Here is a 26,104-nt window from a genome sequence, read left to right on the forward strand (position 1 = left end):
CAGCTTCTTTTTTACATAGTAAAGAGGCCATATTGCTATGGCCCCCTTGCAATCCAACACTATTTTAATTGAAAGTTCGTATTCACAATGGAATCGATCATTTGTTTTTCATTTGGATCTTTGGCAATCAACTGACCTTGAAGGGCTTGATCTGGTGTTCCCAATTTCTGCTCAGCAGCCAAATACCATCTGATCAATAACTTGTTCGTTTGGTCATCCAGCTTATCCGTAATGAAAGGCTTGATTGTACTCGCTGCAGTTGTGTAATCCCCGTGCATGAAGCTGACTTGTCCAACATTTAGGGCAATGCTAGGTGTTACGGCGAATTCACGTCCTTGCAGTTGGCCCTTCGGCAGATTCTTCAACGATTCGATCCGATCCTGAACCTGTTTATAAATGGCCATGACGTTATCCAGCTTCTGATTGTAATCCTTAGCATCGTTCTTTTCCTTGGCTTTACCTGCAAGCTCGACATTTAAGGACATGCTCTTCTCGTAAAGGTCGATATACCATGGGTAGTTCGGGAGCTGGGCGTTAGACCAATCCAAGGCCTCCTGCTGCTTTCCTTGAATGAGAAGCATATTCAACTGCTGCAGCGTGACCATACGGTTATGAGGTTCTTTGGCTAACAATTGATTCAGCAAGTCCTGCGCCTGGTTCAAAAATTCAGCGCTGCGCTTCGGATCCTGATCCTTCGTTTGATTGTACACTTGCAGGAGGATGCCGATACGGCTGATTTGTCCTGTCAAAATATAATCGGGATGAGCTGGATGCAGCGAGATTGCTTTGTCCAGCGGTGCCACGATGGTGTTATAATCCTGGCTCTTCTTTACAACATTAAGTGCTTGCTTATAGGAGCTGTTCGCGGAAAGCGCCTGAGCGGAAAGATAGAACATCACGATCGAGATCACAGCAAGCAACGCAGGGAAGCTTTTGTGCAGGGCTAGAGACTCGGATTTCATCCGCAGCGCGGCGGTAGAACTGCCGGCAAGCATCGCGCCGAGTGCAAGGAACAGAACGGCCCCCATGTACACGTAACTTAAGTCGAAGTCGATCATACTGTGCACGAGCAGTGAGACGGTTACAATGAAAAAGAGGAAATACATGTCCCGTTTCTCTGCAGAGCTTTTGATATAGCTGCGTATATAGAAGACCATGACGGCGATGACGAATCCGACGAAAGCCAGGAATCCAAGAGCGCCGGCTTCAACTAAATATTGAAGCGCGAAGTTATGCGCTTGTCGGCTCGTATACGGGTTGTTCTGATATTTCTCATACAGAGCGGCCCAAGCGCCGCCACCAGCCCCGATAATCGGATAGTCCGCCCAAAGCTTTACTGCATCTTTATAGAACGTTCCGCGCTCCAATACGGAGTGCTGTTGGAAGTTAATGTTTTCGAGACGCGTTTTTACGTTCTCTGGAAGTACATTTTTAAGTCCTGTATCGCTTAACAGCAGGACAGCAGCTAGAAGACCGACTACGATCGCTGCGATAGGCAGTATAAACGTAGCGAACTTTTTGCCTGCGAAACGTGCGGTTACACGATCTAGCCAAGGGCTCGCGAACTGCTGCAGCAGGATGGCGATAACAGCGAATACAACAGAAGCCAGAAGCAGAATCGACCAGCCGTTCCAGGAACCCGCTGCGGTCGGCTGCTTTTGTAATTCTGTGCCGATCGCTGTGAGCTTAGAGAGGATCGCTAGCGAAGCAGCGAAGGCAAGTGCTAACTGAACCAAAGCCAAGATTTGACGGCTAATGGATAAGAAGAACAGCATGATTAAAAAGATGACTGGAATCACAACAATAGCACCGCGGGAGAGCGTCAACCAGAACGAAACAATCATCGGCACCATCATCAATGCGTGTGGGAGCACACTGTACCATTTGCGTGCTTTTATAATGAAGAACAATGATCCAAGAAATAACATAATTAGATATGCCGCATATGTGTTAGCATATTGAAAGACAGAAGTAAGACGAAGTCCGTTGGCATCTGTCATGACCGCATCGCGGTACAGGAAATTGTTGGAGTTGTCCATCGTAGCAAACCAACTAACCAAATGCCCGGCAAAGCTGCCGTTACCCAGCCAGTAGAGTAAACCGAATATTACAATCACGTAACCGGAAATCATCAATAAACCAGCAGTAATCGACACGCCGCGCTTGTTTTTTGTCAAGAATACGCCTAAAATGAAGAAGGCTGCATACAGCATTTGGATGTAGATCATATTTGTTGCCAAATAATGTGAGGCTGCGTTGGATAAGGAAATTACATAGGTAAGCGGCATCAACAACACTAGGATGATCATAACATCTTTGCGCTCTTGAAGCTTATAACCAAAGAAAGCAAAGATTGCAATAATCAGCAAAATGATGGAAGACCATACCGAGGCCGAGTAAATGGATCTTTCGAAATCGAAGGTACCTCCATTGAACAACGCCCGCTGAAATGGGGCCCAGAACAGGAACAGACCAGCAATGATAGCTAAGATCCAAAAGATGATTGAGCCTTTCTCCATTGTTGACGTTCCGTTCGCTTTTGCGCGCGCAGAGGCGTACGTATTTTTACTTGCAGCATTCATGCAGATTTGTCTCCTTCTTTCGCTAAAGTTCGAGTATTATTTTAGCATAGGCAATATTTATTTTCCAATTAAGTATTATTAAGTTAGAAACGAAATGAAACGGAAGGCGGCTATAATGTAATGCAGAACATAGTAAATATGGTTCATATTTTCATGAAAAATCGAGATTTAATTTCACAATTTGTAAAGAGGGAAATAATAGCCCGTTATAAGGGGTCATATCTAGGAATTATCTGGTCTTTTTTAAACCCTTTATTAATGCTATCGGTTTATACGTTTGTTTTTAGTGAAATTTTCAAAGCCAAATGGAGCAGCGGTGTTGATGAGAGCAAAATTGAATTTGCACTAGTGCTTTTCTGTGGGTTAATTACGTTCAATATCTTCTCTGAAACCGTAAGTCGAGCACCATCTTTAATCATTTCTAACCCAAATTATGTTAAGAAAGTTGTATTTCCGGTTGAAATTTTACCGATAATCAGTATGGGTTCGTCCTTATTTCAATTCTTAATTAATTTAATCATTTTGTTTCTTGGTGTATTTTTGTTTCTTGGTGCGGTACACTGGACGATTGTATTCTTGCCTTTAGTGTTGTTACCCATTGTATTGCTATCTATGGGAATTAGTTGGTTCTTAGCCTCTCTAGGGGTATATCTTAGGGATATCGCTCAAATCATTTCAATTGCTGTACAGGCAATTATGTTAATTAGTCCAATTTTTTATTCGGTGTCATCCATTCCTCAAAAGTTTAGAATTATATATGATTTAAACCCTATCAGTTACGTAGTTGAAGATATGCGCCGTATCATTATATGGGGGCAATTGCCACAGTGGGGGTGGCTAGTTAGTGGTACGATTCTAAGCTTATTTATTTTTTTTATTGGATATTTTTGGTTTCGAAAAACAAGGCAAGGCTTTGCCGATGTACTCTAATAACAGAGGGTGTTTAAATGGACTCGACTACTATTAATGTAAAAAACGTAAGTAAAGTATATAAAATATATAACAAACCTCAAGATAGATTGAAACAAACTCTTTTTAGAGGCAGAAAACAGTATTACCATGAATTTTCAGCCCTGAAAGATATCTCATTTACTATTCATCGGGGGGAATTTGTAGGTATTATTGGGCAAAATGGATCTGGAAAAAGTACTTTATTACAGCTTATTGCTGGTACACTAACCCCCTCAGAAGGTGAAATTAAAGTTAATGGCCGTATATCTGCATTGTTGGAACTAGGAAGCGGATTTAACCCGGAATTTACTGGAAGAGAAAATGTGTTTTTAAATGGAGCAATTTTAGGAATCAGCAGAAGTGAGATGGAGAAGCGTTATGAGGATATTGTTAATTTTGCTGATATTGGAGATTATATAGATCAACCAGTTAAAACTTACTCAAGTGGTATGTATGTTAGACTTGCATTTGCAGTGGCCATCAGTGTTGATCCGGATATTCTTATCGTAGACGAGGCACTTGCTGTTGGCGATGGCAGATTTCAGTTGAAATGCTTTGAACGGATTAAAGCTATGAAAGAAGCTGGGACTACAATTTTGTTAGTATCTCATGACTTACAGTCGATTAGGCAGTTTTGTGATGTATGTTATTTATTCGACAAAGGAAAGCTTTTGGAATTTGGAAATCCTAATGAGGTTGTTAACCATTATACAAAGGTTTTATTTAGTAAAGAGGATAAGCCACTTGTTGAAGTCAAAAGTCAAGAAGCACCATCCGAGTCATTTAAGGGTGCAAACAATAACAAATTAGAAAAAGCTGTTCAAGAGTATCGATATGGCAGCCAAGAAGGAATTATTGAGAACATTGAAATTTTAAATGACAATGGTGAACCCGTTACAAGTATAGATACTTGCGATCAAGTTATAATTAAAATGAAAGTTAAGGCGAAGAAAAATATTTCTAAACCAATTTATGCTTTAACAATTAAATCAATTAAAGGTCTTGAAGTCTATGGTACGAATAGTTACTTTCAGAATTATCCATTCGAGCCTCTCAAAGAGGGAGAAGTTCTGGAGGTTCAATTTATTCAAAGAGTATCATTGATGCCAGGAAATTACTTTTTGTCATTTGGATTTGTAGAGCTTGTCGATGGTGAAATTGTACCTTTAGATAGGCGATATGACTTTTTTGAACTGAAGGTTCTTTCAAAAGAAAAAGATCGAAGCTTCGGAATTGCAAATTTGGAAACAAACATACTCATTAAGAGTCCTGTTACGGAGGTTAAGTGAGTGTACATCGGTAATGTTAAAATTAATCTTAACTATTACACAGGTCAAGATTTCTATAGTGATGGGTCTATTGAGTCAGAAATATTAGACTTGGTTAAAGATGAGAATAATGATATTACAAAAATATTAGCAGAAGACAATAGATGGCCAATATTATATCATCTTTCCCCAATAAGGCGTAATTTGCTTGAAGGTTTTGAAAGTAATTTTGGCTCATCTGTTTTAGAAATAGGCGCAGGTTGTGGAGCCTTGACAGGTTTGCTTTGTGAAAATGCAAGTAAGGTTGTTGCTATTGAGCTCTCGAAGCGAAGAGCTGAAATTATTGCTCACAGACACAAAACATTTAGTAATCTTGAAATTATAATTGGAAATTTAAATGCTATTGAGATTGAAGAAAATTCTTTTGATTGTATCACTCTAATAGGTGTGTTAGAATATGCCACACAATTTACAGGTGGAGAAACGCCAGAAGAGACTTTTCTAAATAATATTAAAAGCAAATTGAAAATTGGTGGCAAACTAATTATAGCAATAGAAAATAAATTTGGTCTTAAATATTGGAATGGTTCGCGAGAGGATCATACAGGAAGATTATTCGATGGACTTGAAAATTACCCTGGTACTAATGCAAAAGCTAGAACATTCTCGAAAAATGAATTAACTCAAATATTGACTAGTTTAAAGTTTTCGAAAATTGATTACTATTACCCGTTGCCGGACTATAAGATGCCAACTCAAGTTTTTTCGGAGGGTTATTTACCTCGAAAAGGAAATCTTAATATAACTACTCCTAATTACGATATGGACAAAATTCTTTTGTTTAATGAGAAGCTGGTTTATGAAAACTTGGTCGAAAGTGGGTATTTCGATATTTTTGCAAACTCTTTTTTGGTTATCTGCGAAAAAGTATAAAGGAGATCTTACATGAAGGTCTTATATTCAAAGTGTAATCGTGAAAGAAAAACAGAATTTCAAATTCAAACTATTATTTTCGAGAATAATGGTATAAAACAAGTCAAAAAAAAACCTTTAACTAAAGAGGCAGTAGGACATATACAAGCTATAAGAAATAATTGTGATCTGCTGCAACAATCTTATTCAAATATTCGTATTTTAAATGGTCATTTGGAGAATGGTGAATTAATCTATCCATACGTAAGAGGAAAGAGCCTAGATGGAATTTTGTTGGATTTGATTCAAAGAAACCAAAAAGAAGAGTTTTTATTCCGAATTAAACAATTTAATGATTTGTTAAATCATCTCCAATATGGTAGAAAAGAAAATTTTATTGCCAATGAATCATTTCTTGAAGTTTTTGGCGTAGAGTTACAACTCGATGATGTAATTTGTCTTAATCCAGCAAATATTGATTTAATTTTTGATAATTTATTTGAAGATGCAGAAGGCAACAAAATTATTTTAGATTGTGAATGGGTGTTTCCATTTAGAATACCTGTAAAGTATATATTGTTTAGAAGTATTTACGCTTTTTGGGTAAAACACCAGCATTATATAGCTCAATTATTTAGTTTTAACGAATTGTGTATAGAGTCTGGAATTAGTGAATCCTTGATCCAACCGTTCACAGAAATGGAAGAAAATTATTTCCAGAAATATGTTCATGGTGAGTACAATGGGTTAAGAGCATATCAAAAAGATATATATTCACTTGATGACATGAAAAAGAATTATCACAATCAGGAAGCTCTACAAAGGTTCAATATTCGAACTTATAGTGAAAATCAAAATGAGTCTATTCCTACTTATTGTTCCATTCATGAGATGGAATATAGTTTGGATATTTCCCATGTAACAAGCGTTATTACCATTAAACCAGTTGATATAGATGCTGTCGTAGAAATTAAATATATTAGTTTAGATAATGAAAAAGTCAAATTAGATTCGACTTCAACACAATCACAAATTCGCTTTGAAAATCTAATAATACTTAATCAAACTGAGACAACTTTAAGTTTTGTTGCTGACCAGGAAACAAAAATAGAAATTAATAAATTAAATGATATTAATCAGCTGAATTTTGTTATGAAAGTAACTCCAATAAATGCAGAATTTTTTGAGAGTTATAAGATAACTAAAACAAAAAATAAAGAGTTTGAAGAACAATACAACGAACTTCAGAAATTAAGAGCAGAAACTCTTCTTGAATTAAACAATGTTCAAAACAAATTAACTGAAGCTGTGGAAGCATTGTCATATCATTCGAATGAAGTTAAACTTTTAACCGATTTAAATGATGAAAAGCTAAAATTATTAGAAGAAAACGAGATATCAATACAAAGTCTTGAAAATTCGTTGAAAGAAATTTATTCTTCAAAGTCATGGAAGCTAACGAAGCCGTTAAGATCTTTAATGAAGATTATAAGAAGGTGAGCCTTTTTGGATAATATAGATATAGTTATAGTAATTTATAACTCCGAAAAATGGATCACTGACTGTTTGATAAGTATATCGAAGCTTAACTATTCAAAGAATAAATTAAATTTAATATTTGTAGACAATAATTCTAAAGATAACAGTGCTAAAATAGTGAATGAATATTCCGGTAAAGATGAATTCGGAAGTTTTAAATACATTGGTTTAAAAGAGAACCTAGGCTTCGGTACTGCAAACAATATTGGAGTTCAGCAAGGAAATTCCCCATTCGTATTTTTACTTAATATAGATACTAAAATTACAGAAGATTGCCTTAGTAAATTGCAAGCAGTTATAGCTAAAAGTGACTGGAATACAGCGGCTTGGGAATTAAGACAGTTCCCATACGAACATCCCAAAGCATATGACCCCATTACATTAGAAACTTCTTGGTGTAGTGCTGCTGCTCTAGTAGTAAGACGAGAACTATTCATTGAAGTGGGCATGTTTGATTCGAATATTTTTATGTATTGCGAAGATGTTGATTTAAGTTGGAAGTTAAGAGCAAATGGTTATAAATTGCTTTATGTACCGCAATGTGTTGTGTATCATTTTTCTTATTCACTACCAGATGAAGTTAAACCAAATCAATTATATAATGCTACGTTCAACAATTTGATGCTTCGGTATAAATATGGGGGTATTGGGGATGTTTTGAGGGGCTACTTCCTCTTTTTTACTCTTTTTCTTCGTAAAAGTATTAATACTAGGAATCACTATAGAAGATTAATTTGCAATCTAATTCTAAGCTTGCCAAAGGGTTATAAGTTTAGGAAATCGCGATATAAAAGTTTAACTAAGTTAAACTTTCATCCTAAATTCGAGATATGGGATTTCGAAAAGACTAGAAAAGGAAGTTTTTATAAAAATGAAATCATTGATAAAAATCCACTTGTATCAATTTTGGTAAGAACTGTAGGACGGCCTAACGTTTTAAGAAATACTCTTTGTAGTATCAGAAACCAAACTTATTCAAACATTGAGGTAATTATCGTAGAAGATGGAATGCCTATTTCGGAGCAGATGATTATTGACGAGTTTAAGGACTTACAAATAAAATATTTAGCTACTAGAGAGAAAAAAGGAAGGTGTGTAACTGCTAACCTTGCTTTAGAAATGGCTTCAGGTGAATTTTTAAATTTTCTTGATGACGATGATTTTTTCTTTGCTGATCATATAGAAGTACTAGTTCAGGGAATAGTAAATAATCCAATTTATCATGCAGCATACTCGATTGCTTTTGAAGCTCCTACGAAAATTTTATCTGGAGAAAGGCATTTCTCTTCAGAAGACTATTATATTAATTTCAATACGCCATTTAATTATTTAAAACTAGTAGAAAATAACTTTCTACCCATTCAAACCGTCCTCTTTTCAAGAACGTTGTATCAAAAATACGGAGGAATGGATACTAGCTTAGTTGTATTAGAGGATTGGGATTTATGGCTCAGGTATTCCTCTGAGAAAGAATTTTACTATGTTGAAAAGGTTACATCTATTTATACAGTGCCATACAATTCGTATGACTACATCAATCGGACCAAGTTGTTAGAAGATGCCAGGCAAAATCTATTAGAAAAACATAAAAATACAAGAGTAAGTGTACCAATTCAAAGTATTTTAGAAAAAAGCAAGCGTTTCAAATTTAACTTTTTGGAAATTATAAAAAATGAAATAAAAGAAAATAAATTCATTAAAATTAAGTATAGAATCAAGCAAAAAATGTTAGTAGTGTTTGCTAAAAAATAGGAGGTATAAAACAAATGATTGATCACGATGAGTATAAAAAGAAAATTGCTGAGCTAGAAGAAGAAAATTTAAAACTAAAATCAACATTAAATCATTATAAGTTTATTTCAGATGATTTACAAAATCATCTCAATAATATTTATAATTCAAATGGATGGAAGTTTCTTTCGAAATATTATAGAATTCGTGATAAATTTTTACTTACTAGAAAATTTGCGAAGAAACCGAATATGGTAGTTCCTCTAGCAACCGAAAATACACTGGATAAAGTTTCCGTTATTATACCAGTCTACAATAACTCTAAATATTTGAAGAAGTGTTTAGAATCCGCATTGAATCAAACCTATTCCAATGTTGAAGTAATCGCAATCGATGATAACTCTACAGAAAGCGAAGTTACCTCAATATTAGAATCATTAAAGGATAACACTAAGTTTCGTTTTTACCGCAATGATTTTAATGTCGGTATTAGCGAAACTATGAATAGGGCAATTAGTAAAAGTGAAGGGAATTGGATTGCTTTTCTAGATTGCGATGATTGGTTAGAGCATGATGCTATAGAGAAACTTATGAATAACATCTCGCAGAAAAATGCGGTTTATGGTTATACAGATCGAATTAATGAATATGAGATAGACGGGTCTTCAAAAGTAGAAACCTTTAGAAATCGTCCTACTGAGAATTATTTAAAAGAACTTTACGTAGGCATGTATGTTTCTCATCTCAAAATTATTAGAAAAGATGTTTTCTTAAAAACGGGATTGCATGAATCAAGGTTTGACGGTGCTCAAGATTATGATATGGCATTAAAAGTAGCTTTTCATTTTGGAGATTCATTTGCTTATTTATCTGAAGCAGTTTATCACCATCGGATACATGAAAAACAAACAACCATTGAAGCGGCGAAGAAAATTGAAAATATTGTCCAAACTATTAGAAAAGAAACAAAGTTAAGAATGGATATTAAAGAAGGTATATTCGATTCCGTTGTTTCATTTGTAATTTTGTCATTTGAGAAAAAAGAGATGACACTTAAATGTGTAGAGTCAATTAAAAATACAGTCAAAATTCCTTATGAAATCATTATTTTTGATAATGCTTCCTCAGATGATACAAGGCAATATCTTAAGAATTATATTGAGCATCAAGAACATATAACTATGTTCTATTCTGATGTGAATTTGGGTTGTCCAGGAGGTCGCCGAGCGGCTACTAAAATGGCTAAAGGAGATTATATTGTAAATCTTGATAATGATATTATAGTGACGGAAAATTGGATTGAGGAACTCATTGTTAGAGTGGAACATGAACCTAAAATTGGCGCTGTTTGCTGTAAAACAGTCTTCCCAAATGGGGAAATTCAATTTAACGGTGGATCATATTTAATTAATGATGAATTTATTACTTTCTTGTTAACTGATAACAGCAAAAATGAAAACGATGTAGCAACTGCCCAATGGCATGAATGCTCGTGGGTTCCCGGTGGTGCTACACTTTTCAAAAGAAGTGTTGTTAACCAGCTGGATTACTCAATTGATTATATTAATGCATTTGAAGATAATGATATAGCTTTACAAATTACCAAGCTTGGATATAAGATGTATAACTGCCCTTCGGCTAAAGTTTATCATTATCATATTATGTTTAATGATAATCAAGTAAATAAAGAAAAAGATTATATGCGAGTCAGATATAATAACGAAGGATTTATCAAGTCATTAGTAAACTTTTATCGCCGTAATCAATTAATTATTAATGATCCTTTTGTGCATAGATTAATGGGCGTTGAAGGCGAATCCGTGGTTATTATTAAAGATAAAGTAGAATCCTATCTGGAACCGCAAATATTTATGAATTAATGGAGGTTTAAATATGAAGGGCATCGTACTAGCCGGAGGGACAGGCTCTCGTCTCTATCCTTTAACAAAAGTTACCAACAAACATTTACTTCCAGTTGGTAAATACCCAATGATCTTCCATTCAGTCGCAAAATTAAAAGAAGCAGACATTACAGATATCCTTGTTGTTACAGGTAAAGACCATATGGGCGATGTTGTAAACTTACTCGGTAGCGGCCGGGAAATGGGTGTTACGTTTACTTATAAAGTACAAGATGAGGCAGGGGGTATTGCCCAAGCACTCGATCTCGCAGAGCATTTTGTAGGCGATGATCAAATGGTCGTCATTTTGGGTGATAATGTGTTTGAAGATAGCATTCTTCCGTTTGTGAAAAATTTCCGTTCTCAACAAAAAGGGGCTAAAATCCTAATTCAGGAAGTGCAAGATCCTCAAAGATACGGTGTTCCAGAGCTGCAAGGTGATAAAATTATTTCCATCGAGGAAAAGCCTAAACAGCCAAAGAGCAGTTATGCTGTCACCGGCATTTATATGTACGATAGCACAGTGTTTGGCATTGTAAAGACACTACAACCATCTGGAAGAGGCGAATTAGAAATTACGGACGTGAATAACGCCTATATTGCCAGAAATGAGCTGACCTACGATGTGCTTCAAGGTTGGTGGACGGATGCCGGTACCCACGCTTCATTAGCTAAGGCTAATGAGTTAGCTAAGAACCTGGTTTTTGGCGAGGAATTTGGGAAACTTAAATTATAAGAGGTGTGAAGCGATGAAAGTTGTATCTACTAAGCTCCATGGACTATATATCGTTGAGCCCGATGTATTTGGAGACAACCGTGGCTTTTTTATGGAAAGCTATAGCAGCCGAAAATTTGCTGAACATGGCATTGACTTCCCATTTGTACAGGATAATCATTCGTTGTCGGTGGAAACCGGTGTTATTCGCGGCTTGCATTATCAATTAAATCCGAAAGCGCAAACCAAGTTAGTCCGTGTTGTTACAGGGGCTATTTATGATGTAGCCGTAGATATACGTAAGGACTCATCCACTTTTGGTCAATGGGTCGGGGTCATTCTTAGCGAAGCTAATAAACGTCAATTGCTTGTTCCACAAGGCTTTGCTCATGGATTTTGTACAATTGTACCTAACACGCAAGTGGTTTATAAAGTGGACGAATATTACTCGCCTGAACATGATAGAGGCATTCTTTGGAACGATCCAGCACTGGGCATTGATTGGCCGACGAACAAGCCGATTCTTTCTGATAAAGATCAAAAGTATCCGTTTTTAAAAGATGCGGATATTAACTTTTAAGATAGGAGCGCAATATGAAAAAACTACTTATCACAGGCGGAGCCGGCTTTATTGGTAGCAACTTTGTTCACTATATGCTTAACCGTTACCCCAGCTATGAATTGATTAATCTGGATGCACTTACATACGCCGGCAATTTAGAGAATTTAACAGCCATTGAAAATAACAGCAATTATACATTTGTTAAAGGTGATATTGCCAATAAAGAGCTAGTGACTGGCTTATTTGAACAAAGGGTCGATGCTGTTGTTCATTTTGCCGCGGAATCACACGTAGATAGAAGTATCCTGGAACCTGATGTTTTCGTTAAAACGAATGTGCTGGGTACGCAAGTGCTGCTTGAAGCTGCAAAGCAATTTGGCGTGCAGAAGTTTGTTCATGTATCCACTGACGAGGTTTACGGATCATTAGGAGAAACGGGTTTTTTCACAGAAGGAACGCCGTTGGCGCCTAATAGCCCTTATTCGGCAAGCAAAGCGGGATCGGATCTTTTGGTTCGAGCTTATCATGAAACTTTCGGCTTGCCTGTAAACATCACCCGCTGTTCCAATAATTATGGACCCTACCAGTTCCCAGAAAAGTTAATTCCACTCATTATCGCGAATGCGCTTGCGGACAAGCCTCTACCTGTTTACGGCGATGGGTTGAATATTCGTGATTGGTTGTATGTTGAAGACCACTGCAGCGCAATCGATTTGGTACTCCATAAAGGTGTAAACGGGGAAGTTTATAATATTGGTGGAAATAATGAACGAACGAACATCCATATTGTCAAAACGATTTTGAATGAGCTGGGGAAACCTGAGTCGCTGATACAGTATGTGAAGGACCGTCCAGGACATGACCGTCGCTATGGCATTGATGCAACTAAAATTACAACGGAGCTAGGATGGCAACCTGTTCATAACTTTGAGACCGGCATCAACGAAACGATTCGTTGGTATTTGGATCATCAAGCCTGGTGGAAACGAATTCAGTCCGGTGAGTATCAGGAATATTTTGCACAGCAGTACGGCTCACGCCTAGGAGTGTAACGATGAAGATTCTGGTGACGGGCGCTAACGGACAACTTGGTCAGGATCTTGTTAAACAACTGGCGAAAGAGCATGAAATTTACGGTCTCGGCCGGGGTCAACTAGACATTACCAATGAAGACCAATGCCTAGAGATTATTTCGGAATTAAAACCAGAGGTCATTATTCATAGCGCTGCCTACACCGCGGTGGATTTGGCTGAAACAGAAGAAGACTTGGCCTATAAAATTAATGCGTTCGGAACGAGAAACGTTGCGGTTGCTGCTGAGAAAATTGGCGCTAAACTATGCTATATCAGTACGGATTATGTGTTTGATGGCGCGGGATCCAAACCTTACAGAGAGTATGATAATACCGACCCACAGAGCGTATATGGAAAGTCCAAAAGAGCGGGAGAACAGTTAGTGCAAACTCTGTCTTCCCGATACTTTATTGTCAGAACTTCATGGGTATATGGTTTGTTTGGAGCTAATTTCGTAAAAACGATGCTTAAACTCGCCGAGGATAGAGACATGCTTAAGGTGGTTAGTGATCAGAAAGGATCACCTACGTATACCGTTGATCTGGCTCGATTTTTAGAGCAGCTTGTACAAACCGAGCGATATGGGACTTATCATGCTTCAAACACAGGGGTTTGCTCCTGGTATGATTTTGCCTGTGCAATCTTTGAAGAAAGTGGGATAATCACAAAGGTCGAACCTTGTACTACTGAAGAGTTTCCTCGTCCTGCCCCTAGACCCCGAAACTCAGCAATGGAACATATGGCCATCCGGGCGAATGGGTTCGACGATTTGCGTCATTGGCGCGAGGGTTTAATTGATTTTCTTAAAGAGTTGAAAGCGAACTCAAAATGAGTACGGTCAGCATACATATCGTTACATACAATAGTGCTGCATATATCGATCAGTGCTTAGAAGCAGTCTTTTTACAAAATCATTCAATTGCTCAAGTTATTATTGTCGATAACGCCTCCAAAGATGGAACACTTGGAAAGCTGGAAAGATGGGCAGACAAATGTACGATTGTCCGGAATGCGAAGAACAATGGGTTTGCGGGCGGCCATAATCAAGCCATCCGATTAACCGAGTCAGACTATTGCCTTGTTTTGAATCCGGATGTTGCTCTGGAGCCCGATTATGTTCATCACTTGGTCAGTCTCCTGAGCCAGCACAGAGAACTGGGAAGCGCAACAGGCAAACTGCTGTTTCAGGCTAATCCGCATCTCGTGGATAGCGCCGGACTTGTCATCAACAAAGCCCGCAGAGCGTTCGACCGCGGCGCGAACAAACCTAGCGAAGCTTATCAAGAGGCTGAAGAAGTATTTGGCGTGTCCGGTGCAGCCGCGATGTACGCTAGAAGAATGATTGATGATATCAGCGTAAACGACGAATTTTTCGATGAGGACTTTTTTGCTTATAAAGAAGATGTGGACGTCGCTTGGAGAGCTCAGCTTGGGGGCTGGAAAGCTTACTTCGAGCCCGCGGCTATTGGCTATCATGAGCGTGGATGGAAGGAAGGCGGACGGAGCAGCAAGCCGCTTTTTGTGCGGAGATGGTCGTATATTAACCGCTATAAAATGATTTTTAAAAATGATCGCTTCCTTTATGCCATTAAACATATCTTGCCACTCTTGTTCTACGAGGTGCTAAGCTTGGCTTATGCAGTTTTGCGCGAACCAAAGCTGCTCGGGGCCTGGGCCAGTTTTTTAGGCAATCTAGCAAGCCTTAAAGCTAAACGCCGGACGATCCAAAGTAAAAGAAGAGCGAATTTATATGATGTTTATAAATGGTTTCAATAAAAGACATGGTTTACCTTTCATCCACCATTTCTTAATCGGCTAACATACCGTATAATAAAGGTAGTTAATTGTACGGTTTGGAAGTCTGGAGTGGAGGTTGATCAGATGGCAGAAATGACGGATCGCGAATTTCTCAGCGCCATTCTTGGGAGAATGAATGAGATCGGCGCTGATATGAAGGCCATCAAAGATCGGGTCGAAACAATAGATCTTAGACTTGATTCGATTGAAGGCCGGCTTGCGAATGTCGAAAATCGACTAACAGGTGTTGAAGATCGGCTGACGAACGTTGAGAATCATTTGCAAGAAGTCAAAGACGTGCAGCTGCGGCAGCATGAGCAAATTGCTGGCATCGCTGTGACAATGATGGAGCATACGGCGAGCATTAGCACACTGAAGCTAATTAAATAACTTTGTTTTATCAATTATCAGTAAGACTCTCATAGTCTTACTTTTTTTATGAATTTTTAATGTTAGCCATGGTATAATTATCAGTGAAATCTAAACAAGACGAGGTTCATCATGGATGTAAGTATCATTATCGTAAATTATAATACCCGTGAACTAACTTTGCAGTGCCTGCAATCGGTATTCACGTCAACTACATCTTACAGCTATGAAGTTATTCTAATAGACAATGCGTCCCGTGATCATACGCTGCAGGCGGTTGCGGAGCAATATCCTCAAGTGACGCGAATTGCCAATGAACACAACGTAGGCTTCTCCAGAGCGAATAATCAAGGCATGCGAATAGCCAATGGACGGTATGTCCTATTACTGAACTCTGATACCGTCGTCCAGATCGATACGCTGGAGAAGATGCTCAAGTTCATGGACGAACATCCCGCAGTTGGTGCCAGCGGTTGCAAGATCGAGCTTCCGGACGGTTCGCTGGACAAAGCTTGCAAGCGGGGTTTTCCGACGCCTTCTGCTTCGTTCTACTATGCATTCGGCTTCTCGAAGCTATTTCCCGACACGCCAAGATTCAATCAGTACCAGCTCGGCCATCTTGATCCGGATCAACAATATCCCATCGATTGCTTGGTCGGAGCTTTCATGCTCGTGCGCCGCGAAGCGATTGAACAAGTCGGCATGCTCGATGAGGAATTTTTTATGTATGGAGAAGACATCGATTGGTGTTATAGAATAAAGCAGGCGGGCTGGGTCAATTACTACTATCCCTTGACGAAGATTATTCATTACAAGGGCGCCAGCAGCCGTAGAAAACCGTTCAAGATCATTTACGAGTTTCATCGTGCCATGATTTTGTTCCATAACAAACATTACCGGCAAAAATACACATGGCCTATAAATCTGATAGTCTACGCAGGCGTTGGCCTGAAATTTGTAATTTCGCTTTTATCCAATAAACTGCGACCAGCGAGGTGAGAATACTTGATACGACAAAGTCAAAGATTTTTAACTCAATTATATGCCCTAGCTGATTTTGTTTGTATTCAGCTAGTCTTCCTCTTGTCGTGGTGGCTTAAGTTTCAAAGTGGTTGGATCGCTTTCAGCTCTCCGCTTCCGTTTAAGCACTATATGATGTGGAGCGTTGCATATGGGTTAATCGCGATCGGAATCAGTTATTTCGTAAACTTCTATACGCCGAAGCGGAGGAAGCGGTTTTCATTCGAAGTCTTGAAGATCATTCAAGTACACATTTTCAGTTTACTCTTGCTATTAAGCGTCTTGTTTATTCTGAAGGAAGTGGACGTCTCCCGGTCATACCTTTTCCTATTTTTGGTAAACAATATTTTATCCATTAGCTTGTACCGTTATTTGGTGAAGAAGACGCTGAAACGTATTCGACAGAAGGGGTACAATAGGCAATTTGTTTTGATTTTAGGAGCGGGAACATTAGGACGGAGCTTTTACACCAAATTAAAGCAGCATCCTGAGCTTGGATACGAAGTCGTCGGATTCCTCGATGATTATCAGGAAAAACACGAAACCAAATATAAGCACTACAAGCCGATTATCGGGAAGATTGATGATTTGGAATCCGTTTTAAACGACTTGATCGTGGATGAAGTCATCATTGCATTGCCGCTAGATGCGCACCGCAAGTTTGGCAGCATCATTAATGTATGTGAAAAGGTCGGCGTTAAAACGCATATTATCCCTGACTTTTTCGACTTCTTACCGTCGAAACCTTATTTCGATAATTTCGCCGGGATGCCGTTGATTAACGTTCGCGATATTCCGCTGGATGAATTCCAGAATCGTGTTATGAAAAGGCTGTTTGACATTGTTTTTGCCACAGCAGCAATTATCATAACTTTCCCGGTAATGCTTGCTTCCTTTATAGCCATTAAGCTCACATCGCCAGGGCCGGTCATCTTCAAGCAGGAACGCGTAGGGCTTAATCGCAGACGATTCATGATGTATAAGTTCCGTACGATGCGGATTATCCCGGAAGAGGCTTCCAATACGCAGTGGACTGTTGAAAATGATCCGCGGCGGACGAAAGTGGGCACGTTCCTTCGTAAAACTAGTTTGGATGAGCTGCCGCAGTTTTTCAACGTGCTTTTTGGCCATATGAGTGTAGTCGGGCCGCGTCCGGAACGTCCCTTCTTCGTGGAACAGTTCAAGGAAGAAGTACCGAAGTATATGGTGAAGCATCATATCCGTCCGGGTATTACAGGATGGGCGCAGAGCAATGGGCTGCGGGGAGACACCTCGATCGAAGAACGTATTAATCATGATATTTTTTATATTGAAAATTGGACTTTTTTATTTGATATTAAAATCATTTGGCGCACGATTATCAACGGCTTTATAAATAAAAATGCGTACTAAAGGTTTCGGAGGGAAGTATGAAAGTATTAGTTACAGGTGGAGCAGGCTTTATTGGTTCTCATATTGTTGATTTATTAATCGATCAAGGACACCAAGTTGCCATTATTGATAATTTTTCAACGGGAAATGAGACAAATGTAAATATTAAAGCCGATCTGTATAGAATGGACATCTTAGATGATGCTATAATTTCACTTTTTGAGACATTTAAGCCCGAAGTTGTCATTCATCATGCAGCTCAAATTGATATCCAATCTTCGATAAAAAAACCTGCTTTTGACGCTTCGATAAATATAGTAGGTACGGTAAAAATGTTAGATGCTTGCAGAGCCGTAGGTGTGCGAAAGTTTATCTATGCATCATCGGCTGCTGTTTACGGAAATCCTCAGTATTTACCTGTTGATGAAGGTCATCCGGTTCGTCCACTGTCTTATTATGGTATCTCCAAGCACACGCCAGAGCATTATTTAGAAGTATTTGCGCACCAAAACGATCTCGACTTTACAATTCTTAGATATGCAAATGTATATGGTATTAGACAGGATCCCAAAGGTGAAGGTGGAGTAATTTCAATTTTTATTGACAAATTGTTAAGTAATGTGGAACCGAAAATTTACGGTGATGGTGAACAAACGAGAGACTTTATTTATGTTAAAGATATTGCTCGAGCGAATATAGCTGCCTTGGATCATGGAAGCAAAGGTATTTACAATATTAGTAATAACAAGCAAACAACAATTAATGAATTGTACAATTTGATTTCAGATTTTACTAATAACAATGCCCGTCCGCACTACACAAATGAAAGGTCAGGAGATATTTTACACAGTGTTCTTGATAATTCAGCTGCATTGAGAGATCTGAGATGGGAACCGCAGTATACGCTAAGAGACGGACTTAGAGAGACATGTGGTTATTATTTAAAACATTATTTTAACAAGTGATTTTTTTCTCGACGGCATATTTCGTCAGCATCCTCTCCATACTATGCATATACTATTGTATACGGGGAGGTTTTTTTATGATCGATCATGAAGACGCTTACCAAGAAGATAACTTGTCTGTTGGCAAAGGTTTGATTGTAGGTGTCGTATTCGGCTCCCTAATTTGGGCTGCGATTATCGCTGCGATTGTGTACATATTGTATTAAAGGCTGCTTAGGCTGTGATCGCCTAGAGCAGCCTTTTTCTTTTACGAGGATGGTTTTGGGGAAGCTGAGGGTTTAAGTGTGATCTTGCTTTGACAGAAAGCCACCAAGGGCTTCTCCGCCCATACATAAGCCAAACGGCATAATGGAATGGTTAAGGCTACAATAAGGATGTCCGTTGGCAGGTAACCGAGGTTCTCTGCCAAGTGGCTTGATCTGGCCAGTTTCATCATAATGGAGATGAATAATAAATGAGTCAAGAGTATCGAATAGGAGGCATCTCCAATTTTACTAAGCGCTTTTACCCACACACCCAGGTGCATGTTTCCCTTAATAGATGCAGCGCCAAGCAGGACAAGTATGGATGGAATCACATATAGCAAGTAATCGTGATAAGGAAGCATGTTGTATTTATTGTTCAACCAAATGAGCGCAAAACCCGCAGCACCAAGCCCCATCAGCAGTTGATAGTGACGGAATTTAAACTGCTCCGACCATTTGGCAAGTAGACAGCCTATTGCAAATTCCAGGTTAGCTTCGTTGAACAGGAAGTTCAAATAGACGTTATGATCCATATCCGCGGCAATGATGGGTACGTGCAGCACATGGCAAAACGTAAGCGCGAGCCACAAGGAAGCAAAGACATAGGCAGGTCTCTTGCCGATAGCTAACATCAGGCCGAACAACAAATAAAAGAAAACAAAATAACTTAACGACCAAGCGACAGGCAAAATAGGCCCGTGCTCTTGCGGCAGCAGGAGCAAAGAATGCACGATGGTTGAATGATTCGTCTCGTAACCATAGCCGAAGCTGGGAACGAGAAAGTAAACCGGGAGCACAATCAATGTGATCAGCCAATAAAACGGATAGATGCGAATCAGCCGCTTCGTCAAATAGGGCGTAATGGATATCCGCGTTCCTATCCTCTTCCCATAAGCGTGATAGAGCAGAAATCCGGTCAGCATAAAGAAGAAGTCGACGCCACCGGACCTCCCGATGGAGCTAATGCCCAGAAAGTCGTATTGATAATACTTAAAGGACATAGCGGATGAATGGAACAGCAGCACCAAGCAGGCCGCTATTCCTCGCGACGCCTGGATCGCAATTCGTTGATTCATATTCATGGTATTGACAATCCCCCATTAAATATATATGTATTCCACAACTAGTTTAATAGAGAATTGTGATTAAAGTATGTCTCGTCGTTAAAAACTTACTTAAGCCAAGCCCCAACTCGTCTGCATAATCGGCCAAGTCCCCTCATATGCATGTACTAATCTTGTTTCAAATATGCGAGTGAGGGGATGATTCGATGCGCCGGGTCACATGGATGATGGTAACAATCATGTTAGGCTTAGCCGTAGTTCTCGCGGGATGCGGGATCGGGAAAAAGGATGCAGGATCCATAGTAAAGGATTTGGATCATGTGATCAGCAAGCCGGGCAGTTATCTAGCTTCAGGGAGCATGATTCTGCATACGGGACAGCAGCCGCAGGAATATGCGGTGGAGGTGGCGTTCTCGCCTGATCATTTTTACCGGATTCAGTTAACGAATGCCCAGAAGGATGTCACGCAAATCGTGCTGCGCAATGAAGAAGGTGTGTTCGTGCTAACACCTCATCTGAAGAAGAGCTTCCGCTTCCAAAGCGATTGGCCGGAAAATCAAGGCCAAGTTTATTTATTCCAATCTTTAGCGAAAAGCATTGTAGCGGATAAAGACCGCCAGTTCACAACTGAGAATGACGCGTATGTATTCGATGTCGCAGCTAATTATCAGAATGAAATGCTGTCCCGCCAAAAAATTTGGTTAAACAAGAAAACGTTGGCACCGCAGCAAGTTCAAGTATCGGATGCCAATCAGAACGTGATGGTACAGGTGAACTTCACAAAATTTGAATTCGATGCGAAATTCGATAAGGATTATTTCCAAATGGAGCGCAACATGACAAGCTACAATATGGAGCAGCAGACGATGCCGACCACAGCTGGAACGAGCGTGACGGATAAAAACTTGTCTGCCACAGGCGGACAATCCGACCAAGCCAATGCTCAAGCCGCTCAAGGCGGAAAAGGAGCAACCAGCACGAAACCGGCAGCTGACAGCAAGTCCAATGCCGCGGCAAGCAAACCGCAAAATATTGGAATTATCGAGCCGTCCTATTTGCCTAAAGAAGTGGTGAAGCAGGACATCTCCGATATGAAGCTTGGTGAAGATCCTGCGGTGCTGCTGCGATACAAAGGCAAGTTTAATTTCAGCATCGTTGAAGTGAAGCCGCAAGCAAGAACGGTGTCCCTGCAAGACGGTCAAATCATAGATCTGGGCTTCACGTTAGGGGTACTGTCCGGGGACGATAAACGAACGCTGACCTGGACGGATAACGGCGTAGAGTTCCGCCTCTCGACAGGTGACCTGCCGCTGGTAGAAATGATCAATGTCGCGATGGCGACACAAGGCCAATCCGGAAAGTAAGGTTGACGGGGTGCCCGATTGCGCTTAACATAGTAAATATGGTTCCGAACGGATTTCGGAAAATGGAGAGGGGAGTCCTGCTCGCTTGGGCGAGCAGGTCTTCCCTTGTCCTTTGCATTTGGCTGCAAGTTGTGCGGCCGACAAGAACAGGAAGGGCAACAAGAAAAAGAGGTGGACGGCAATGGATGCTTTTTATCGGCCTACGTGGGTTGAAATATCATTAGATGCGCTGCGCAGCAACATAGAGGGATTTCAGAAGGTGCTTCCGGAAGGTATGAAGCTCATGGCAGTCGTGAAAGCCGATGCATATGGCCATGGGGCTGTAGGCATTTCGAAGGAGGCAATTGCCGCCGGTGTGGACTATTTGGGTGTAGCGTTCATGGACGAAGCCCTGGAGCTGCGTAATGCAGGAATCACTGCGCCAATCCTGGTATTGGGCTATACGCCACCTGAAGGCTTGGAAAGAGCGCGTCAGAAGGATATCACCGTGACCGTGTACAGCCATGAGGTTCTTCAAGCACTGAAGGAACAGGCGATGGAAGAGCGCTCGGCTATGAAGAAGCTGAAAATTCATGTGAAGCTGGACACTGGCATGGGGCGGCTCGGGCTGCAGGCCGAACAGGATGCGATTCCTTTCATTGAAGAGCTGATGACGCTGCCCGGTGTAGAGGTCGAAGGCTTGTTTACGCATTATGCGAATGCCGATGAAATCGATAAAACGTATACGTATGAGCAATACCGCCGGTTTGAGCGGGTTGTGGAGCATTTTAAACAGCAAGATGTTGAATTTCCATATATACATGCAGGCAATAGTGCTGCAGCAATCGATCTGCCTAATTTGACATACTCGATGGTACGACTGGGAATCAGCATGTACGGTCTATATCCGTCGACTGAGGTGAATAAGCACAAGATCGAACTGAAGCCGGTGCTCAGTTTGAAAACGGGTATCGTTCATCTCAAAACGCTGCCTCCGAACTCAGGAATCAGCTATGGAACGATTTATTTCACGAAATCGGAAGAGCGCATTGCGACGCTGCCGATCGGCTATGCAGACGGCTTCTCGCGCATGCTTTCGATGAAAGCGGAGGCGTTGATCCGCGGGCGCAGAGTGCCGATTGTCGGCAGAATCTGCATGGATCAGTGCATGGCGAATGTATCGGAGGTTCCTGGCGTTCAGACGAGTGATGAAGTTGTGCTGATTGGCGAACAAGGCGGCGAGCGGATTACAGTTGAAGATGTGGCTAACCAGTTAGGCACGATAAACTATGAAATCACCTGTATGATATCACATCGTGTAGCAAGGGTGTATGTCCGCAATGGTGTGCGAGAGGACGCGATTAATCCGTTAATGCGGCATCGGTACTAGTTCAAATGAGGGCTTCATAAAATTACCATGTAAATAATGTAGCACATGGAGAGGATTTTCAGTACATGTTATCGAATACTACGTATTGAGAAATCTGATATCCAGTTGTGTAACATAATTGATATACCCAAGGCATATATCTGTAGTATAATTTGGTTTTCATTAAGGCATACTGGTAATATTGTCTTTGTATCGTTTCTGGGGGTGCGAGAATGTGAGTAATGCGCATAATACGAAAAGGATCATGATTAGCTTACCTGACAATCTGCTGCAAGAGGTGGATGGAATTGTGGAAAAGGAAAACTCCAATCGCAGCGAATTCATTCGCCAGGCGATGAAGCTTTACTTGATTGAACGCAAAAAGCGCAGTTTGCGCGAATCCATGCAGCGAGGCTATATGGAGATGGCTAAGATCAATCTCAGCATGGCATCTGAAGCATTTCAAGCGGAGGAAGAAGCCGACAGTACGCTTGAGCGCTTAGTAAGCGGGGTGTAGAAGGTGATTGTCAAACGTGGCGATGTGTTTTTCGCAGATCTTTCTCCGGTGGTTGGATCAGAGCAGGGAGGCGTTCGTCCTGTTCTAGTCATCCAAAATGATATCGGGAATCGCTTTAGCCCGACTGTGATTGTTGCGGCCATTACGGCACAGATCCAGAAGGCTAAGCTGCCCACGCATGTGGAGATTGACGCAGAAACGCACGGATTCGATCGGGATTCGGTGATTCTGCTGGAACAAATCCGGACGATTGATAAGCAGCGGCTTACGGACAAAATTACGCATTTGGACGAAGAGACGATGCGAAAGGTCGACGACGCTTTGCAAATTAGCGTGGGACTGATAGAATTTTGAATAGGATCTGGAACAGACGAGGGCGAGTAAAACCCTCGTTTTTTGGTTTGCTGAAACCAATACATATAGAATTGGGGAATGACAGTGACATTGTTGGACAGGCTCTTGAACAAAAGATTTCACGCCAATGAGGAAACTTCTGCGGGATCAGCGGCAGCAAGCGTCAAAGACGATGAACCGCGTGAGAAGGTACAGCTCTCTGAGGAAAGGAAGGCGGAAATCCAGGAACGCATCTTGAAGCAAATCTCCGGCGAGCTGCAGCTGCCTGCCGGCAAAGTGAAGACGACCGTGGGGCTGCTCGACGAAGGCAACACGATCCCTTTTATCGCGCGCTACCGCAAAGAGATGACCGGCGAGTTGGATGAGAACCAGCTGCGTGACATCGAGGAGCGCCTGCAGTATCTGCGCAATCTGGAAGATCGCAAGCTGGAAGTAGTCAGGCTGATTGACGAACAGGGCAAGCTGTCGGACGAGCTCCGCAAAGCGATCGAATCTGCGGCCAAGCTGCAGGAGGTCGAGGATTTGTACCGGCCTTATCGTCAGAAGCGGAAGACGAGAGCAAGCGTAGCCAAAGAGCGCGGCTTGGAACCGCTCGCCGAATGGATCGGCAAGCAGCCGCGCCAGGGCTCGCTGGAGCAGGAGGCTGCGCGATATATTAACGCGGACAAGCAAGTGAACAGCGCCCAGGATGCGATTCAAGGGGCGATGGATATTATGGCCGAGAATATCGCAGACGATGCCAAAATTCGCGCATGGGTGCGGCGTTATACACATGACCAGGGCATCCTGCGGACCGAGGCTAAAGATGCGCAGCAGGAGTCCGTCTATGAGATGTATTACGCCTACCAAGAGCCCGTGAAGAAGCTGCCTCCGCACCGCATTCTGGCGATTAACCGCGGGGAGCGCGAGGAAGTGCTGAAAGTCAGCCTGGATGCGCCTGTTGATAAAATACACGAGTATATTGTGCGGCAAATCATCAAAGGACCTTCTGTTGTTCAAGACGTACTGCGCGCGACGATCGAGGACGCGTATAAGCGTTTGATCGCGCCATCGATTGAGCGCGAAGTGCGTGGGGAGATGACCGAGCTGGGCGAGGAGCAGGCGATTAAGATTTTCGCAGAAAATCTGCGCAATCTGCTGCTCCAGGCGCCAGTCAAAGGTCATGTTGTGCTAGGTGTCGATCCGGCCTACCGGACAGGCTGCAAGCTGGCCGTGATCGACGACACTGGTAAAATGCTGGAAATCGCCGTGACGTACCCGACCCCGCCTAACAATAAGGTCGCGGAAGCCAAGGCGAAGTTCAAGCAGTTAATCAGCAAGTATAGCGTCGAGCTGATTGTCATTGGCAACGGGACGGCTTCCCGTGAAACGGAGCAGTTTGTTGCGGAGCTGATTGCCGAGATCAAGGATCGCGAGCTCAAGTATTTGATCGTCAGCGAGGCGGGGGCGAGCGTCTACTCCGCGTCGAAGCTGGCGCAGTCGGAGTTCCCGGACCTCGACGTGGCCGAGCGCAGCGCCATCTCGATCGCACGCAGGCTGCAGGATCCGCTCGCGGAGCTGGTGAAGATCGAGCCGAAAGCGATCGGCGTCGGGCAGTACCAGCACGACGTCTCGCAGAAGCGGCTCGACGAGAATTTGAAGGCCGTCGTGGAGTCGGCCGTGAACCATGTCGGCGTGGACCTGAACACCGCGTCTCCGTCGCTCTTGTCCTACGTGTCGGGCGTTAATGCGACGCTGGCCAAGAACATCGTTAAATACCGCGAAGAAAACGGCAAATTCAGCAGCCGACAGGAGCTGTCGAAGGTTCCGCGCCTCGGCGCCAAATCCTTCGAGCAATGCGTCGGCTTCATGCGGATACCGGGTGGCCGCAATCCGCTCGACAACACCCCGATCCACCCGGAGTCCTACGAGGTCGTGGATCGGCTGTTTAAGGCGCTGCGCCTGGAGCTGGCGCAGCTGGGTTCGCAGCAGCTGCTGCAGCAGCTGCAAGTCGTGGAGCCGGAGGAACTGGCTCCGAAGCTGGGGGTAGGTGTCCCGACGCTGAGGGACATCCTGGACAGCCTGCAGCGGCCTGGGCGGGATCCGCGGGACGAAGTGCCCGCGCCGATCTTCCGTACCGATGTGCTGCAGCTGGAGGACCTGGCGCCGGGGATGGAGCTGACCGGCACGGTCCGTAATGTGATCGATTTCGGCGCCTTCGTCGATATCGGCATTAAAAATGACGGACTGGTGCATATCTCGCAATTGAAGAATGGCTACGTTAAGCATCCCATGGATGTAGTCTCCGTCGGGGATATTGTGAAAGTATGGGTGCTCAGCGTGGATACGAAGAAAGGTCGGGTCAGCCTGACGATGAAGAAACCGCAATAAGAGAAGAAGCCCAGTGATGCGATCACTGGGCTTCTTGCTGCTTGTCAGCCCCACCCTCTTTCTGGAAGTGTGGTTTATAAGCGGA

23 protein-coding genes are annotated in these 26,104 nt (G+C 41.9%); 21 read left to right on the plus strand and 2 right to left on the minus strand.

The window, feature by feature from the left end; translation table 11 throughout:
• Positions 1 to 59 precede the first annotated feature (59 nt).
• Entirely contained in the window at positions 60 to 2,582 is a 2,523-nt protein-coding gene (locus O9139_RS15925) for an O-antigen ligase family protein (protein WP_270880450.1), read from the minus strand.
• Positions 2,583 to 2,702: 120 nt separating this feature from the next.
• Between O9139_RS15925 and O9139_RS15930 the strand changes: the two genes are divergently transcribed.
• From O9139_RS15930 to O9139_RS16005, 16 genes are all read left to right on the plus strand, one after another.
• On the plus strand, positions 2,703 to 3,512 hold the full coding sequence (locus O9139_RS15930; protein WP_270880451.1) for an ABC transporter permease: 810 nt from the start codon (positions 2,703 to 2,705) through the stop codon (positions 3,510 to 3,512).
• Between the two features lie 17 nt (positions 3,513 to 3,529).
• Positions 3,530 to 4,822: an ABC transporter ATP-binding protein gene (locus tag O9139_RS15935; protein ID WP_270880452.1), complete on the plus strand. Its 1,293-nt coding sequence runs from the start codon at positions 3,530 to 3,532 to the stop codon at positions 4,820 to 4,822.
• Complete coding sequence (locus O9139_RS15940) at positions 4,823 to 5,734, plus strand: class I SAM-dependent methyltransferase (RefSeq protein WP_270880453.1); 912 nt, start codon at positions 4,823 to 4,825, stop codon at positions 5,732 to 5,734.
• Positions 5,735 to 5,746: 12 nt separating this feature from the next.
• Positions 5,747 to 7,213, plus strand: coding sequence for a hypothetical protein (locus O9139_RS15945; RefSeq protein ID WP_270880454.1), 1,467 nt, complete (start codon positions 5,747 to 5,749; stop codon positions 7,211 to 7,213).
• Positions 7,214 to 7,219: 6 nt separating this feature from the next.
• Positions 7,220 to 9,004, plus strand: a complete 1,785-nt coding sequence (locus O9139_RS15950; protein WP_270880455.1) for a glycosyltransferase family 2 protein — start codon at positions 7,220 to 7,222, stop codon at positions 9,002 to 9,004.
• A 14-nt stretch (positions 9,005 to 9,018) separates the two neighbouring features.
• The gene (locus O9139_RS15955) at positions 9,019 to 10,863 is read left to right on the plus strand and encodes a glycosyltransferase (RefSeq protein WP_270880456.1); all 1,845 of its coding nucleotides are present in this window, start codon (positions 9,019 to 9,021) and stop codon (positions 10,861 to 10,863) included.
• A gap of 13 nt (positions 10,864 to 10,876) precedes the next feature.
• Positions 10,877 to 11,620, plus strand: a complete 744-nt coding sequence (locus O9139_RS15960) for a sugar phosphate nucleotidyltransferase (RefSeq protein ID WP_270880457.1) — start codon at positions 10,877 to 10,879, stop codon at positions 11,618 to 11,620.
• Positions 11,621 to 11,633: 13 nt separating this feature from the next.
• Positions 11,634 to 12,179, plus strand: a complete 546-nt coding sequence (rfbC, locus tag O9139_RS15965) for a dTDP-4-dehydrorhamnose 3,5-epimerase (protein ID WP_270880458.1) — start codon at positions 11,634 to 11,636, stop codon at positions 12,177 to 12,179.
• 14 nt (positions 12,180 to 12,193) lie between these two features.
• Positions 12,194 to 13,213, plus strand: coding sequence for a dTDP-glucose 4,6-dehydratase (rfbB, locus tag O9139_RS15970; protein ID WP_270880459.1), 1,020 nt, complete (start codon positions 12,194 to 12,196; stop codon positions 13,211 to 13,213).
• A 2-nt stretch (positions 13,214 to 13,215) separates the two neighbouring features.
• On the plus strand, positions 13,216 to 14,067 hold the full coding sequence (gene rfbD / locus O9139_RS15975; RefSeq protein WP_270880460.1) for a dTDP-4-dehydrorhamnose reductase: 852 nt from the start codon (positions 13,216 to 13,218) through the stop codon (positions 14,065 to 14,067).
• Entirely contained in the window at positions 14,064 to 15,011 is a 948-nt protein-coding gene (locus O9139_RS15980; RefSeq protein ID WP_270880461.1) for a glycosyltransferase family 2 protein, read from the plus strand. The genes rfbD and O9139_RS15980 overlap by 4 nt, the downstream gene beginning before the upstream one ends.
• Before the next feature lie 105 nt (positions 15,012 to 15,116).
• Positions 15,117 to 15,422 (plus strand): hypothetical protein, encoded by a 306-nt coding sequence (locus tag O9139_RS15985; RefSeq protein WP_270880462.1) that lies wholly within the window; start codon positions 15,117 to 15,119, stop codon positions 15,420 to 15,422.
• A gap of 111 nt (positions 15,423 to 15,533) precedes the next feature.
• Entirely contained in the window at positions 15,534 to 16,400 is an 867-nt protein-coding gene (locus O9139_RS15990; RefSeq protein ID WP_270880463.1) for a glycosyltransferase family 2 protein, read from the plus strand.
• Positions 16,401 to 16,406: 6 nt separating this feature from the next.
• Positions 16,407 to 17,813: an undecaprenyl-phosphate glucose phosphotransferase gene (locus O9139_RS15995; RefSeq protein WP_270880464.1), complete on the plus strand. Its 1,407-nt coding sequence runs from the start codon at positions 16,407 to 16,409 to the stop codon at positions 17,811 to 17,813.
• 17 nt (positions 17,814 to 17,830) lie between these two features.
• The gene (locus O9139_RS16000; protein ID WP_270880465.1) at positions 17,831 to 18,757 is read left to right on the plus strand and encodes an NAD-dependent epimerase/dehydratase family protein; all 927 of its coding nucleotides are present in this window, start codon (positions 17,831 to 17,833) and stop codon (positions 18,755 to 18,757) included.
• A gap of 77 nt (positions 18,758 to 18,834) precedes the next feature.
• A complete protein-coding gene (locus O9139_RS16005) occupies positions 18,835 to 18,963 on the plus strand; it encodes a hypothetical protein (RefSeq protein WP_270880466.1) in 129 nt (42 codons plus the stop codon).
• Positions 18,964 to 19,004: 41 nt separating this feature from the next.
• On the opposite strand, the gene O9139_RS16010 is transcribed toward O9139_RS16005, so the two are convergent.
• Positions 19,005 to 20,084 (minus strand): acyltransferase family protein, encoded by a 1,080-nt coding sequence (locus tag O9139_RS16010; RefSeq protein ID WP_270880467.1) that lies wholly within the window; start codon positions 20,082 to 20,084, stop codon positions 19,005 to 19,007.
• Positions 20,085 to 20,272: 188 nt separating this feature from the next.
• Here O9139_RS16010 and O9139_RS16015 point away from each other — a divergent pair, with 188 nt between their 5' ends.
• The 5 genes from O9139_RS16015 (at position 20,273) to O9139_RS16035 (ending at position 26,019) form a co-directional block, all read left to right on the plus strand.
• Complete coding sequence (locus O9139_RS16015; RefSeq protein ID WP_270880468.1) at positions 20,273 to 21,430, plus strand: LolA family protein; 1,158 nt, start codon at positions 20,273 to 20,275, stop codon at positions 21,428 to 21,430.
• A 181-nt stretch (positions 21,431 to 21,611) separates the two neighbouring features.
• Complete coding sequence (alr, locus tag O9139_RS16020) at positions 21,612 to 22,799, plus strand: alanine racemase (protein ID WP_270880469.1); 1,188 nt, start codon at positions 21,612 to 21,614, stop codon at positions 22,797 to 22,799.
• 214 nt (positions 22,800 to 23,013) lie between these two features.
• Positions 23,014 to 23,295, plus strand: coding sequence for a CopG family ribbon-helix-helix protein (locus tag O9139_RS16025; RefSeq protein ID WP_270880470.1), 282 nt, complete (start codon positions 23,014 to 23,016; stop codon positions 23,293 to 23,295).
• A gap of 3 nt (positions 23,296 to 23,298) precedes the next feature.
• The gene (locus O9139_RS16030; RefSeq protein ID WP_028553893.1) at positions 23,299 to 23,649 is read left to right on the plus strand and encodes a type II toxin-antitoxin system PemK/MazF family toxin; all 351 of its coding nucleotides are present in this window, start codon (positions 23,299 to 23,301) and stop codon (positions 23,647 to 23,649) included.
• Between the two features lie 219 nt (positions 23,650 to 23,868).
• A complete protein-coding gene (locus O9139_RS16035) occupies positions 23,869 to 26,019 on the plus strand; it encodes a Tex family protein (protein ID WP_270880600.1) in 2,151 nt (716 codons plus the stop codon).
• Positions 26,020 to 26,104: the final 85 nt, after the last annotated feature.

The sequence above is a fragment of the Paenibacillus aestuarii genome, from assembly GCF_027789125.1.
Classification (GTDB): Bacteria; Bacillota; Bacilli; order Paenibacillales; family NBRC-103111; genus Paenibacillus_E; species Paenibacillus_E aestuarii.

Coding starts and splice junctions, on each gene's coding strand:
- rfbC (WP_270880458.1), top strand. CDS start 11,634: ATGAAAGTTGTATCTACTAAGCTCCATGGACTATATATCGTTGAGCCC.
- O9139_RS16000 (WP_270880465.1), top strand. CDS start 17,831: ATGAAAGTATTAGTTACAGGTGGAGCAGGCTTTATTGGTTCTCATATT.
- O9139_RS15930 (WP_270880451.1), top strand. CDS start 2,703: ATGCAGAACATAGTAAATATGGTTCATATTTTCATGAAAAATCGAGAT.
- O9139_RS16010 (WP_270880467.1), bottom strand. CDS start 20,084: ATGAATATGAATCAACGAATTGCGATCCAGGCGTCGCGAGGAATAGCG.
- rfbB (WP_270880459.1), top strand. CDS start 12,194: ATGAAAAAACTACTTATCACAGGCGGAGCCGGCTTTATTGGTAGCAAC.
- rfbD (WP_270880460.1), top strand. CDS start 13,216: ATGAAGATTCTGGTGACGGGCGCTAACGGACAACTTGGTCAGGATCTT.
- O9139_RS16005 (WP_270880466.1), top strand. CDS start 18,835: ATGATCGATCATGAAGACGCTTACCAAGAAGATAACTTGTCTGTTGGC.
- alr (WP_270880469.1), top strand. CDS start 21,612: ATGGATGCTTTTTATCGGCCTACGTGGGTTGAAATATCATTAGATGCG.
- O9139_RS15955 (WP_270880456.1), top strand. CDS start 9,019: ATGATTGATCACGATGAGTATAAAAAGAAAATTGCTGAGCTAGAAGAA.
- O9139_RS15990 (WP_270880463.1), top strand. CDS start 15,534: ATGGATGTAAGTATCATTATCGTAAATTATAATACCCGTGAACTAACT.
- O9139_RS15985 (WP_270880462.1), top strand. CDS start 15,117: ATGGCAGAAATGACGGATCGCGAATTTCTCAGCGCCATTCTTGGGAGA.
- O9139_RS15980 (WP_270880461.1), top strand. CDS start 14,064: ATGAGTACGGTCAGCATACATATCGTTACATACAATAGTGCTGCATAT.
- O9139_RS15945 (WP_270880454.1), top strand. CDS start 5,747: ATGAAGGTCTTATATTCAAAGTGTAATCGTGAAAGAAAAACAGAATTT.
- O9139_RS16015 (WP_270880468.1), top strand. CDS start 20,273: ATGCGCCGGGTCACATGGATGATGGTAACAATCATGTTAGGCTTAGCC.
- O9139_RS15960 (WP_270880457.1), top strand. CDS start 10,877: ATGAAGGGCATCGTACTAGCCGGAGGGACAGGCTCTCGTCTCTATCCT.
- O9139_RS15925 (WP_270880450.1), bottom strand. CDS start 2,582: ATGAATGCTGCAAGTAAAAATACGTACGCCTCTGCGCGCGCAAAAGCG.
- O9139_RS15935 (WP_270880452.1), top strand. CDS start 3,530: ATGGACTCGACTACTATTAATGTAAAAAACGTAAGTAAAGTATATAAA.